We start from the raw sequence: 12,705 nt of genomic DNA, 5'->3' as shown, positions 1-12,705 counted from the left end.
AGCCTGTCCGTGATCCAATCTGCGTCGCCTGCCGGGCGACAGCAGGACGCCGGCCTGCACGGGCTCGCAGCCCTGCGGGTGCGCGCCCGGCTGATCGTCCTCGCTTCAGCCATCGGGCTTGCGATCGGCATCGTCGCCTATGCCACGCAGCCGCCGCGCTTCGTCGCCGAGGCCGTGGTCGCGCTCGACGTGCGGCGCATCCAGGCCATGCCGATCGATCAGGTCGTTGCGCCGCTGCCGCAGGAGAACCCGGTGGTGCGGACGGAGCTCGACATGATCACGTCGCGCGACATGGCGCAGCGGGTCATCGCCATGCTCTCCGACAAGACGGCCGCGGCCGTTGGCGAGCCTCCCTTCGACCTGCAGCGTCTCATCCCGCGGGCAACCCTTGTCCAGACGCTGCGGGGAGGCGTCAGCGCCCAGATCGGCCGGCTGCTCGGCCGCCCGCCGGCAACGCCTGTCGACCCCCACTCCCTGATCGAGGGCGCGCTGCGCAACAATCTGGCCGTGCTCAACGACGGTCGGTCCTACACGATCTACATCGCCTATGGCGCCTCGGATCCGGAGGTCGCCGCGCGGGTCGCCAATGCCTATGCGCTAGCCTATCTCGACTATCAGGACGATCTCCAGATCGAGGCGACGCGCCGCGTCAGCGATTGGCTGGAGGAAAGGCTGGCCACCCTCGGAGCCAAGCTGCAGCAGGCGGAGCAGAGCGTCGAGAAGTTCCGCTCGGCGTCCGGCCTGTTCGAGATCGAGGGAGGCACCATCGCCGCGCAACGCGTCAATGCGCTCAGCACCGAGCTGATGGCGGCCCGGGCGGCCTATGCGACCGCCGAGGCGCGGGAGCGGACGGCGACTCGGCTGGCATCGAAGCCGGACGGCCTCGACGGCTTCAGCGACGTGCTGGGGTCGCCGATCGTCCAGCAACTTCTGGTCAGCCAGTCCGAGCTCGAGCGCAAGCTGCAGGTCCTGACCGACACCGGCGCGTCGCGAAGCGCCGAGGTCCCGGTCCTCACTTCCGAGCTCAACACGGTTCGCCAGCAGATCGCTCGCGAGGTCGACAAGATTCTCGTCAGCCTGCGCAACGAGATCGATACCGCGCACCGTCGCGTGACCACGCTCGAGGTCCAGCTGGCCGCCGCCGAAGCCGACTATGGCGGATCCGACACCGCGCGGGTGAAGCTGGAGGGGCTCGTCCGCGAGGCCAACGCCGACCGCGCGGTCTTCGAAAGCCTGCTTGGACGCGCGAAGCAGATCGGCGACCGCAAGGAGCTGACCGATCCGGGAGTACGCCTGATCTCGAAGGCGGCGGTGCCGTTGCACGCTGCCAGCCCGCGCCTGCTTCCGGCGCTGCTGCTGGGTCTGATGGGCGGCGCGACCGGCGGCGTCGGCCTGGCCCTGATGCTGGGCCACTTCGATCAGCGCGTGCGTTCGAGCCAGGACCTGGAGATCGCGACGAACCTTCACGTCCTGGGCTCGATCCCGGTCCAGCGCGGCAGGCACCGGCGACGTCCGGCCGACGCGATCGTGCAAGCGCCCGACTCCCCCTTCCGAGAGGCCATCTCGACGCTGCAATGGATGCTGCAGCTGTCGCCATCGTTCCGTCGCGCGTCAGTTCTGATGCTGACATCGGCGGAATCGGGCGATGGCAAGACGACGCTGGCCCTCTCTCTGGCGCGATCCATCGCGACAACGGGCCGGTCGGTCGTATTGGTCACATTCGAGGCGGGACCAGACGTCGCCCCCCGACGAGCCCGCGCGGCGCGGGCCGACGAGGACGACGACGGGGGCGCGGCGGATGGCCGGAGCCGGTGGCCGTCCGGCGTCCGTCCGGTCGCCGACAGCCTCTCGCCGGCCCGGATCATCGGGCCACCGCTTGCCGGGCCGTGCCCAGCCGCGCTGACGGACCCATTGCAGTTCAGCGCGCTCGTGGCCGCCCTTCGGGAGCGCTTCAGCTTCGTGATCCTGGATGCGCCAACGCTTGCCGCCGGGTCGAGAACCCTGCAGATCGCCACAGAAGCCGACGCCATCCTCTTCGTCGCGCGCTGGGGCCACACCACCCGCCATGTCGCGTCCGCTTCCGTCCAGCGCCTCGCCTTCTGTGGCCTGCCGGTCGGGGCTGCCCTGCTCAACCAGGTCCCGCCGCAGGCGCATCGCCGCTTCGAGCCGCCATCGGCATCGCCTGCCGCGTCCGGCGGCTTCGGCGCTGGCCGGCCGAGGGGAGGGACAGACGCCGCGCCAGCGCGAAGATGGGAGGCGGCGATATGACGATGGCGCGCGCCGTCGCCATCCTGGTCCGGACGGGCCTGTGGCTCCGCACCGCCGCCATCCTCATCGCCGTCCTGCCGATGGCCGGCGCCGCCGCGCCCGTGGCCTATCGGCTTGGCGCTGGCGACACCTTGCAGGTCTCCGTCTTCGGCGAACCCGATCTCGGCGGCAAGTTCACGATCGGAGCTGACGGGGCCATCGGCTATCCACGCCTCGGCCGGGTAACGCTCCAGGGCATGTCGGCCGAGGAGGCGGCGGGGCGGCTCATGGCCGGGCTCGCCGGCCGGATCCCGGCCGGTCACACCGTCAGCGTCGATGTCATCGGCCACGCCCCGGTCTTCGTCACCGGGGACGTCCAGTCGCCCGGCCGCTACGAGTTCCGGCCGGACATGATCGTGCTCGAGCTGGTCGCTCTGGGCGGTGGCGTCCGCCGGCCGCCAACGCTCAACAGCAACGCGGCGCTTCAGCTTCTCACGCTGCGACAGGAACTGGCCGACCAGAAGCTGTTCCGCTGGGCGCAACGCGTCGAGCTCGCGCGCCTTCAGGCCGAGATGGCGGATCGCGCCTTCGATGCCGACGGCCTGATACAGTCCGGCGCGCCGGTCTCCCTCGTTGCCGCCGAGGGCGCTGTCCTCGGACGGCGCCGGGAAGGTCTCGCCGGCCAGATCGCGGCGCTGGTAGCGCAGGGGAAGGCGCTCGACGAGGAGATAACCAGCCTCGAGGCCAGCCTCCGCCTGCATGACGAGGAACTCGCGCTGATCGCACAGGACGTGGCGGCGACGCGACAGCTCGCGGACCAGGGGCTGACGGCGCAATCCCGCCTGCGCGAAAGCCAGAGGCAGCAGTCTGGACTGAAGCGGGACAAGCTCGAGGTGCAGAGCTTTCTGGCGCGGGCGCGCCACAACCGCATCGACATCGACCAGCGGATGTCGGCCCTGCGCGCCGTCCGGGCGGCGGAGGACGCGCTCGCCCTCCGGGCGCTCGAGCTCGCCATCGTCCGGACGGATCAGAAACTGGCCTCGCTCGCGGCCAGCATCGGCGCCGCCAGCGAGGAACTGGAGGCCAGCGACCTACGCCAGCTGCCCGCGACGAGCTTCACCATCGTCCGCCGGACGCCCTCGGGCACGCAGCAATTCCCGGTCCATGAACATGCCCGACTGCAGCCCGGCGACATTCTCGAGGTCGATCGCAAGCTCGACGCCATTCCCCCGCCGCAAGCTCGCTGAAAGGCCCTCTCAGAGGGAGGTCACGCCGATGAACCCGATTTCCAACGAAGACGAGATCCGCGAACCGCCCATCCGGGCGGGCGCGGACAGGGGCCTCGACATCGCCATGGTCATGGGCCGCATTTCGCGATCCTCCGGCGGCATCTTCGAGGCGGTGTCCGGGCTTGCCCCCGCCGTGGCTGCCCGACCGGGGCAGCGGGTCGGCGTCTACGGCCTCGACGATCCGCTCGCTTCGGCGGGCGTCCTGCAGGCACGCGGTGTCCCCGTCCACGCCTATCCAAGCCACGGCCCGCGTTCGTTCGGCTATGCGCCAGCCCTGGCTCGCGCGCTCCGATCGAGCCCGGCCGACCTTCTGCATGTGCATGGGCTCTGGATGTATCCATCGGTCGTCGCGCCGCGCTGGGCGGTTGCCCGACATCGCCCCTACATCGTGAGCCCGCACGGCCAGCTCGACCGCTGGGCGCTGGCCCATCGGGGCTGGAAGAAGCGCCTGGCCAGCCTCGCCTATGAGCGTCGCCACCTGCAGCATGCGGCCTGCCTGCACGCGCTCTGCCCGGCGGAGCTTGCGTCGATCCGCGCCGCCGGGCTCACCAATCCGGTCTGCGTCGTTCCGAACGGAGTGGATCTGCAGGAACATGACCGGGGCCAGCCGCCGCTCTGGCGTCCGCAGGTCGCGGCGGAGGCGACGATCCTGCTGTTTCTGGGTCGCCTCGCCCCGCAAAAGGGCATCCCGAACCTGTTGCACGGTCTGGCGCGAGCGCGGCAGGCCATCTCGCTCGCCCCCTGGCACCTGGTCGTCGCCGGCTGGGGCGAGGCCACCTATCGCTCCCAGCTGGAGCGCCTCGGCGCATCGCTCGGGCTCGGCGACATCGTTCATTTCGTCGGGCCGCAGTTCGGAGAACAGAAGCTGCGGACCCTGGCCGCCGCCGACGCGTTCGTCCTGCCGTCCCTGAGCGAGGGACTGCCGATCGCCGTGCTCGAGGCCTGGGCTGCGGGCCTGCCCGTGCTGATGACGCCGCAATGCAACCTGCAGGAGGGGTTCGCCGAGGCGGGCGCGATCCGCATCGAGGCGGACGCCGATGGCGTCGAGGCGGGGCTGAGGCGCCTGTTCGCCATGCCGCCGCAGGGCCGCCGCCAGGTCGGCGAACTCGCGCGCCGGTTCGTGGCGGACCGCTACAGCTGGGCCGGCGCGGCCGACGAGATGGAGGCCGTCTATCGCTGGGTACTCGGCGTCGGGGAACGCCCCCGCACGGTCCATCTCGCATGAGCACGGAAGCCGCGACGATGCGGGGTAGTGCCCCATGCCGGCGGAAGGAGCCGGCGCCACCTCGGATCGTCGTGATTCAGGACGGGTCGCGCCTGCGCTATGCCCTGCCGCTGGCCCTGCAGTCCGCCGGCATCCTGGCCAGGATGCACACCGACTTCTACGTGCGTCGCGGCTCTCCGCAGGCGGCGCTCGCCGCAATCCTGGCCAGCCTTCCGCGGGGGGCGGGTCAGCGCCTGGCCGGGCGTCGATGCCCGGAACTCGACGACGACAAGGTTTCGGCTCCCTCCTGGACCACCCTGGTGGAACGGCTCTGCGAGAGCCGCGCCACGCGCAGCGAGGAACGATATGTCGGACGATCCCGATCCCTGGCGCGCCACGTGCTGCGGCATGGCCTGGAGAATGTCGACGGCCTCGCCGGCTTCGTCCGCAACATCGATCCGCTGCTGTGCGAATGGGCCCGCTCGCGCAAGATCACGGTCATTCTCGACCAGATGATCGCCCCGATCGAGGTGGAGACGCGCGCCTCCAATCGACAGGCTGCGCTGTGGCCGGGATGGGAGAAAGCGATCGATCCCGTCGGTCCACTTCTGATGCGCGAAATCGAGCGGCGGAGCTGGGCCGCCGCCGATCACATCACCTGCGCATCCGACTATGTTCGCGACGGCCTGATCCTGGAGGGATCGGATCCCGAGCGCGTCTCGGTCCTGCCTTATCCGATCGACACCCGCCTGTTCACACATCGTGACCGCAGCCGCCGCGCCGGACCCGTTCGTATCGGTTTCGTCGGCACCGTATCGCTGCGCAAGGGCGCGCCCGCCTTCCTGAAGATCGCCCACGCCTTCGACCCGAAGGTCGCGGAGTTCATCATGGTCGGTCCCAGCCTGCTCGAACCAGGAACCCTGGAGCGTGAAAAGGGGGACGTCAGGCTCGCAGGCGCCGTGCCGGCGGCGGCCATTCCCGCTTGGCTGGAACGGTTCGACGTGTTCTTCTTTCCCTCGACCTGCGAGGGCTCGGCAGGGGCCGTCCTGGAAGCGATGGCAATGGGATTGCCGATCGTCACGACGCCCGAGAGCGGAACGCACGCCCGCAATGGAATCGAAGGCTTCGTGCATGGTTGCGAGGATCTCGACGGTATGGCGCGCTCGCTCGCGCGCCTGGTGGGCGATGGCGATCTCCGGGCCCGAATGGGATGGGCCGGGCGCCAGCGGGCCGAAACCATGACCATTTCGCAATATGGCGCCGCTTGGCGCGCCCTTCTTGAGCGCCAGCTCTGACCGGCGGGGCATAATCGATCAGTCGTCCGGCGGCTCTCGCCGTAACATCAGGAGCCCCGTCATCGCGAGCGCCAGCAGTCCGGGACGCCGCCGCGCCGCCATCGCATGCTCGACCGCGGCATGGAGATTGGCCGCGAAACGGCCGGGGCCCCACTCCGCGATGAGGCGTTGTCCGGCAGAGGCCATCGCCCCGGCCAGGACAGGATCCCCGGCGACGATCTGCATGAAGCGGGCGAGCTGCGCCGGGTCGCCCGGCTCGAAGGCAAAACCATTCCCCCCCGACTGAACCAGATCCTCCCGGCATCCGCACCGGTTCGACACGATCACCGGCAGGCCCGCGGCCATCGCCTCGTTGACGACGAGCCCCCATTGCTCGACGGCGCTCGCCAGAATGAACGCTCCCGCAAGGCCGTAGAAGTCCGGCAGCTCCGCATATTGACGAAAGCCTGGCAGGTGAACCTGTCCAGTCAAGCCGGCGCGACAGACCGCTTCCCGAAGCGCCGGCATCAGGCGACCATCGCCCAAGATGAGCAGATCCCAGGCCTCCGGTCCCGCCTTGGCCCGATAGACCCGATAGGCGTCGAGCACCACGAACAGGTTCTTCTTGGCGATCATCCGGCTCGACATCAGGAAGAAGGGCCGGCGGGGTAGGGCATGGCGCGCCCGCGTGGCGCCGGCATCCGCGCGCGCCCGTTCCGCACCGGCGGCAAAGTGATCGTTGGCGACAACGTCGTAGCCGTCGAACACCGCATCCTGCGACATCCCCAGTCTTGAGAGGTAGCGGCGGTGCGGCTTGCCCCCGACCAGCGCGGAGGCGAACAACGAGACGACCCGGCGCTTAATGCGCTCGCGCCACCCCCGCCGGACCGCGTCGGCCTCGGCGCTGTCGCACATCAGAATTGCCGGGATCCCGCGCAAGCCACACCAGAACAGCGCCGCGAGTGCCGCAGGATGCGACCAGCCGGCGATGGCCACGGCGTCGGGATGGGCGCGGTCCAGCGCCTGCGCGACCTTGGAAAACAGGCGCGGCATGGGTTCGGCGTCGATATCGGGGGAGACGACCAGCCGAGCAAGGTCCTCGCAGGGCTCGGCCGCCCAGGCATAGGTGCGATCGGTCGCGCTCATTTCGATGCCGATGACGGGCATCTTCTGCGCGGCCGCGCGCAAGCGCGCGACATGATAGGGGCCGAAACGCTGGAAGAGGATGGCAACCCGCGGATGGCTCGCCGCCGCGACGCCGTCCTGGCGGGGCAGGGTCTCCGTCATGGCGGCGCCCCGCGAGCCGCTTCGAGCGCGCCGTCAACGCCCCGGTCGCGAATCCGGGCCAGCGCCAAAGCCGGAACCAGGAACATCGCCATGTGAATCCACGCGGAGACAGGCCATTGCGTGTGGTGCGTCACGGCATGCATCGCTGGCGCGAGCGACAGTGCATACAAGATCTGACAGAGCGTGCTACCGGCCATGGCCGCGTCATAGAGCCCCCGCATGAGATAGGCGAGCAGGAAGAATTTGAGCGCGCCGAGGTAGGAGAACGAAGCGAAGGCATCGCTGAGCCCGGTCTCGGTCGTGCCGGGATGCGGGGCGTAGTCACGTGGGGTCTGTCCGTCCAGCGGCACGGTCAGCCCCTCCTTGAAGGCGGCCCCAAGCAGCTGAGCTGGGACATAGTTGAAGACCGTCATGTTCCAGTGGCTGAGACCGAAATCGAAGGCCTCCGAGCGCTGGACCGCCTCCATGCGGACAACCGCATTGCGGACCTCGTTGCCGCCTTCCGCGATCAGAACGTCGAAATTGGCGGCGACGTCAATCTTGAGCAGGGCGGACCACGGCGATGGATCCCGCGCCGTGGTGACGGAGCGGTAGTCGCCGATGCTGGTCAGAGCGAAGGCCGCGCCGAGGATGAAGACAAGGGAAAGCAGGCGAGGCGCGGCGCGGCGGCGCTGAAACCAGACCGCCAGCCCGATCAGGAGGACGAAATCGGCCGCCTCCGCGCGCCGGCCATGCACCAGGATCCGATCCGCGTAGAAGAAGAGGTCGAAGGCAAGGATGGCGATCGCCGGAAGACTGACCCGGCGCGCGCAGCAGAGCAGCGCAATGGCGAAACCATAGGGCACCAGGCGCGCGAAGAAGACATAGACCACGGGAAGGCCCGTATAGACTGAGTACTTGATCTCGTAGGGCAGGGCGGAGATCTTCATCCAGAAGAAGCCGCCGATCAGGGAGAGGCCGGCCGCCACGGCGAGCAGCTTCCCCTCGTCGAAGCGCCAGGGCTTCCTCTCCCGCACGCTGCCGCGCGGCATGTGCCATCCGAGCGCGCATGCGGCGACGCAGAGACTGGCGAATGCCGCCGTTCGCGCGACGGCGCCGGCGGGAAAAAAGGGGTCCTCCGCGAAGGCCGGAAGCTGCGGGACGATGAAGCCGAGGAAAGTCGCTCCCGCCAGGAACGGATAGTGATAGGCCCCCTCCGGGCGGCGAAGGCCGACGAGGACGACGCCGGCGGAGGCGAGGCCCAGGATCCAGATCAGCGCCGCCGTCATGATGTCGTTCTCGCCCGGGGCGGCAGTGGTTTCACGCGACGCGCTCCCGGATGGTCCGGAGAAAATTCTTCACCGAGGTCGGCAGATAGGTGCGAAGCCCCGCCCGCAAGCCGGACGGCAAACGCCAGTGCTCGAGATCAAGCGGCCGAGCGACCTCGGGCGGAGCGCGACGCAGACGGGCGATCAGGTTGCCATAATCCCTGCCGAGGCGATCGACGCCGAACCGCCTGCGCACCTGCTCCTGCCCGCCCTGCGACAGGCGCAGCCACAGCCGCCTGTCCGCGTCGAGCTGGCGGAGGGCGCGGGCGGCGGATTCGAGATCGCCGACTGGAAAGAGCAGGCCGCTGCCGCCCGCGTCGACCACCGTGTCCGTTACCCCGCGGATGCGCGAGACCACCGGCACGCAACCGGCCGCCATGGCCTCGACCGCCGTGATCATGAACCCTTCGAAGCGGGAGGGCGCAAGCAGCACGTCATGGTCCGCCAGCCGCTCCGCCACATGGTCAGGCGAGACGGCGCCAAGGAAACGGATGCGCTCCCCGAGATCGGATGACCGCTGCCGGAGCCGCGCGAGATCGGGCCCGTCCCCGGCGATGGCCAGGGTGAAGCTTCGCGGCAGGCGGCGCAGGATCTCGGGCAGCCACAACACGCCCTTGGCCTGGTCCTCGATCCGCCCGAGCGACACGATCCGCAGCGGCGCTTCCCGGTCCGGCAGGCATCGCGCGGGCGCCACGGGCACGTCCGTCGCGTTCGGAATCGTGTAGATCCGCGAGGGGGCAAATCCGTGCCGGGCTACCAGATCCTGCTCGATCCGCGGCGACACGCAGACGACGGCATGCACATGGTCGCGTATCGCGACGGCGGCGGCATAGGTGCCGGGCGTGATGTTGTGGACGATCAGGATGCGCAACAGCGAGCGGGGCAGGTAGCGCGCCAGATTGGTCTGCACCGGATCGGCGTGCGCGTTGAGAAAGACCCCCTCGAAACCGCCGGTCGCGAGAGCCTCCAGAAGGGAGCGCGCCTGGGCTCTCGCATCATCGTCGCGCGAACCGCAGGCGGCCCCGCTGGCGCGCTCGGCGTGCCAGTCCGGATCCGCGATGGCGTCGTGCGCCAGGGGACCTATGCCGAGCCAGCGGACCTCGATGCCTTGCGCCGCGAGGCCCGCGCGCAAATGCCGGAAGACGGAGTAGGTGCCGCCGCGATGCGGATAGGCAAAGAACGCGAACCTCACGACGGCTCCTCCGCTTCTTCGTCCGCGGGACATATCCAGGGCTAGGCTATGGCGAAGGGCTCCGCGGCGACAGCCAGCCATTCTGAGCTTTCCATCAGCCATCCGGCGGCCCCGCCTGGGCGCGCCCGCCGTCTCGGCAGTCAGGCAAGGACCGCCTTGCGAAGGACGAATGCCTCCGCGTAGCGGCCGGGCGACCTGCACTCCATGCCGCGCAGTCGCGCCAAGCCACGAAACGTCTCGGCATCGAACCAGTCCTTCGACCGCTGCGAAGCGAAATGTTCGGTCAGCAACGCGATTTTCCGATCCATCGCCGCATCGCCATAGGGGACATAGAGGTTCGGCCGACCGAGATCGCCGTCCCATTTCGGGATCTCGTATTCGAGGATCAACGGATCGCGAAAAGTGTTCCAGGTCAGGCGGGAAACCAGGCGGTGATCCTGGTGCGCGTCGTCGCGGCGATGGGTCAGGATGAGATCCGGCGATTGACTACGCTTCAACGCCTCCATCCAAGCCTTGATCGCCGCGCCCTGCTCGGGAAACAGGCCGTCCTGGAAATCCGCGGTGCCGATGTCGGCCGTGGCGGCGCCGGCGAGATAGCCGGCCGCGGATCGGCGCGCCTCCTGAGCGCGCTCCCCCGGCGCACTCAGGACCCGCCAGCAGATATCGAGGATGGCACCGCTCGCCAGCCAGCTGAGCAGGGCCCCGCCGGCGCCGATCTCGATATCGTCCGAATGGGCGCCAAGGCACAGCAGCGACAACCGTTCGCCGGGCCGAATGAGCGAGAACGGCTTCACGGGACAGATAGCGAGAGCGAGGGGGCCGGCCTGGCATCGCCGAGGCGCCAGGGCATCCGCCCCTGCTCGACCATGTCCTCCAGCATCTGGCGATCCTTCAGCGTGTCCATGGCGCGCCAGAACCCCTCGTGCCGATAGGCCATCAGGGCGCCGGCGGCGATCAGGCGCGAGAACGGCTGGAGGACCAGCTCCTCGCCCGCCTGGATGAAATCGAAGATCTCCGGCCGGAACAGAAAGAAGCCGCCATTGATCCAGAGATCGGGACGGTCGGAGGTGTGGATGCCCCGCACCACGCCGTTCTCGGCGATCTCCGCGAAGTGGAAACTGAGGGGCGGCCGCACCGCCAGGAAGCAGCCGAGCCGATCGCTGGCCCGGAACCGCGCGATCATGTCGCCGAGATCGACGTCGCTCAGTCCATCGCTATAGTTGGCAAGGAACATCTCTTCGTCGCGCACATGCTCCCGGACCGCCAGAAGACGCTCGCCGATATTGCGCCAGATGCCCGTGTCGATCAGGGCGACCCGCCAATCCTGCTCCGGCGCGCCGAGGATCTCGACCTTCGTCCCGAAGTCGGAGACGATGCAGTCGGCATAGGTCTGGGGCCGATAGTTCAGGAAGAACTCCTTGATCACATTGGCCTTGTAGCCCGTGCAAAGCACGAAGTCCGTGTGCCCGTACTGGCTATAGTAGTTCATCAGGTGCCAGAGGATCGGCTGGTGCCCGATCGGGATCATCGGCTTGGGCACGCTTTCCGGATATTCGCGTATTCGGGTTCCGAGCCCGCCGCAGAACAACACCACCTTCATGACGCCACCTCCCGCGGCCGCGCGAAGTCGCTCGGATCCACGATTTGCGGCCGGGGGATCGGGACGATGAAGCGGCCCCCCCAGTCCGCGATGTGGCCCATTTGCTCCATGATTTCGTCCTTGAGGTTCCACGGCAGGATCAGGACATAGTCCGGCCGCGCCTGATCGAGCGCCTCCGGCGGCAGGATCGGGATGTGCATTCCCGGCGTGTAGCGGCCGTGCTTGCGCGGGTTACGGTCGACCGTGAAATCGAGGAAGTCCCTGCCGATACCGCAATAGTTGAGCAGCGTGTTGCCCTTGCCCGGGGCCCCGTAGCCGCAGAGGCTGCTTCGCTGGTCCTTGAGCGCGATCAGCAGCGACAACAGCGCCCGCTTCGTCGCCCGGACCTGTTCACCGAAGCTGGCGAAGGTCTCGACCCGATCCAGCCCGATCGAGCGCTCGGCCGCCAGAAGAGCCGCAACCGCCGGTTGCCGCGACCGTGGCGACGCCGCATGCACCAGATGCACCCGGAGGGATCCGCCATGGGTCGCAAGCTCTTCAACGTCGACGAGACGCAGACAATGCCGCGCCGCGATCTGCTCGATCGCGAGCAGCGAGAAATAGGAGAAGTGCTCGTGATAGATCGTGTCGAACTGACCTTCGCCGATCAGCCGCGCGAGATGGGGAAACTCGAGCGTGATCTCGCCATTCGGCTTGAGCAGGATGACCAGGCCGGCGACGAAATCGTTGAGATCGGGGACCTGCGCCAGGACGTTGTTGCCGATGATCAGGTCGGCTCGCCTGCCTTCCGCCACCAGTCGTCGCGCCAGGCCGACGCCGAAGAACTCGACGCGGGTCTCGATGCCCCTGTCGATCGCCACCTCAGCCACATTCGCCGCGGGCTCGACCCCGAGCACCGGCACGCCGAACGGCAGGAAATGCTGCAGCAGATATCCGTCGTTGCTGGCAATCTCGACGACCTGGCTCTCGGGTCCGAGTTCGAGACGCGCCACGGTCGCCTCGCAATAGCGCTGCGCATGGGCAACCCAGCTCGACGAATAGGAGGAGAAATAGGCGTATTCGCGGAAGATCTCGTCCGGGGCGACATAGGCCTTGAGCTGGACCAGGAAGCAAAACTCGCAGGCCATGACGCGCAGGGGATAGTGAACCTCACCCTGATCGAGGCCCTCCGGCTCCACGAAGCTTTCGCACAGGGGCGACATGCCGAGATCGACGAAGACGTGGTCGAGCGCCGCCCCGCACAGCCGGCATCGATCGATCGAGGCTAGCTTGCCGCGACTACCTGTTCCGCCATGATAGGTCATC

Annotated in this window: 10 protein-coding genes; 4 read left to right on the top strand and 6 right to left on the bottom strand. The window is 68.5% G+C overall.

Going from position 1 to position 12,705, the window contains the following annotated elements; genetic code table 11:
* Window positions 1–9: 9 nt before the first annotated feature.
* The 4 genes from G539_RS0101975 (at window position 10) to G539_RS0101960 (ending at window position 6,035) form a co-directional block, all read left to right on the top strand.
* Entirely contained in the window at window positions 10–2,268 is a 2,259-nt protein-coding gene (locus tag G539_RS0101975; protein ID WP_029073707.1) for a GumC family protein, read from the top strand.
* Window positions 2,265–3,494: a polysaccharide biosynthesis/export family protein gene (locus G539_RS0101970; protein ID WP_029073706.1), complete on the top strand. Its 1,230-nt coding sequence runs from the start codon at window positions 2,265–2,267 to the stop codon at window positions 3,492–3,494. The genes G539_RS0101975 and G539_RS0101970 overlap by 4 nt, the downstream gene beginning before the upstream one ends.
* 28 nt (window positions 3,495–3,522) lie before the next feature.
* Entirely contained in the window at window positions 3,523–4,761 is a 1,239-nt protein-coding gene (locus G539_RS0101965; RefSeq protein ID WP_051231019.1) for a glycosyltransferase, read from the top strand.
* A 71-nt stretch (window positions 4,762–4,832) separates the two neighbouring features.
* A complete protein-coding gene (locus G539_RS0101960; protein WP_029073704.1) occupies window positions 4,833–6,035 on the top strand; it encodes a glycosyltransferase family 4 protein in 1,203 nt (400 codons plus the stop codon).
* 18 nt (window positions 6,036–6,053) lie between these two features.
* On the opposite strand, the gene G539_RS23400 is transcribed toward G539_RS0101960, so the two are convergent.
* The 6 genes from G539_RS23400 to G539_RS0101930 all read right to left on the bottom strand — a co-directional run bounded on the left by G539_RS23400 (window position 6,054) and on the right by G539_RS0101930 (window position 12,704).
* Window positions 6,054–7,301 carry a glycosyltransferase family 4 protein gene (locus G539_RS23400; RefSeq protein WP_051231018.1) on the bottom strand — a complete coding sequence of 416 codons (1,248 nt, stop codon included), beginning with the start codon at window positions 7,299–7,301 and terminating at the stop codon, window positions 6,054–6,056.
* Window positions 7,298–8,569 carry a hypothetical protein gene (locus G539_RS23395; protein WP_051231017.1) on the bottom strand — a complete coding sequence of 424 codons (1,272 nt, stop codon included), beginning with the start codon at window positions 8,567–8,569 and terminating at the stop codon, window positions 7,298–7,300. Before G539_RS23395 ends, G539_RS23400 begins: the two co-directional genes overlap by 4 nt.
* Before the next feature lie 31 nt (window positions 8,570–8,600).
* A complete protein-coding gene (locus tag G539_RS0101945; protein ID WP_029073703.1) occupies window positions 8,601–9,800 on the bottom strand; it encodes a glycosyltransferase family 4 protein in 1,200 nt (399 codons plus the stop codon).
* Window positions 9,801–9,940: 140 nt separating this feature from the next.
* Window positions 9,941–10,594 carry a PIG-L deacetylase family protein gene (locus G539_RS0101940; RefSeq protein ID WP_029073702.1) on the bottom strand — a complete coding sequence of 218 codons (654 nt, stop codon included), beginning with the start codon at window positions 10,592–10,594 and terminating at the stop codon, window positions 9,941–9,943.
* Entirely contained in the window at window positions 10,591–11,400 is an 810-nt protein-coding gene (locus G539_RS0101935) for a glucose-1-phosphate cytidylyltransferase (protein ID WP_029073701.1), read from the bottom strand. The genes G539_RS0101940 and G539_RS0101935 overlap by 4 nt, the downstream gene beginning before the upstream one ends.
* Entirely contained in the window at window positions 11,397–12,704 is a 1,308-nt protein-coding gene (locus G539_RS0101930) for a class I SAM-dependent methyltransferase (protein ID WP_035829840.1), read from the bottom strand. The genes G539_RS0101935 and G539_RS0101930 overlap by 4 nt, the downstream gene beginning before the upstream one ends.
* Window position 12,705 lies beyond the last annotated feature (1 nt).

It is taken from the genome of Kaistia adipata DSM 17808, from assembly GCF_000423225.1.
Lineage (GTDB): Bacteria > Pseudomonadota > Alphaproteobacteria > Rhizobiales > Kaistiaceae > Kaistia > Kaistia adipata.
The sequence above is the reverse complement of the archived record's forward strand: the minus strand, read 5'-3'. Positions and strand labels throughout refer to the sequence as shown.

Bases quoted from the DNA above. Each gene is read 5' to 3' on its own strand.
- G539_RS0101970 (WP_029073706.1), top strand. From the start codon at position 2,265: ATGACGATGGCGCGCGCCGTCGCCATCCTGGTCCGGACGGGCCTGTGG.
- G539_RS0101965 (WP_051231019.1), top strand. From the start codon at position 3,523: ATGAACCCGATTTCCAACGAAGACGAGATCCGCGAACCGCCCATCCGG.
- G539_RS23400 (WP_051231018.1), bottom strand. From the start codon at position 7,301: ATGACGGAGACCCTGCCCCGCCAGGACGGCGTCGCGGCGGCGAGCCAT.
- G539_RS23395 (WP_051231017.1), bottom strand. From the start codon at position 8,569: ATGACGGCGGCGCTGATCTGGATCCTGGGCCTCGCCTCCGCCGGCGTC.
- G539_RS0101935 (WP_029073701.1), bottom strand. From the start codon at position 11,400: ATGAAGGTGGTGTTGTTCTGCGGCGGGCTCGGAACCCGAATACGCGAA.
- G539_RS0101930 (WP_035829840.1), bottom strand. From the start codon at position 12,704: ATGACCTATCATGGCGGAACAGGTAGTCGCGGCAAGCTAGCCTCGATC.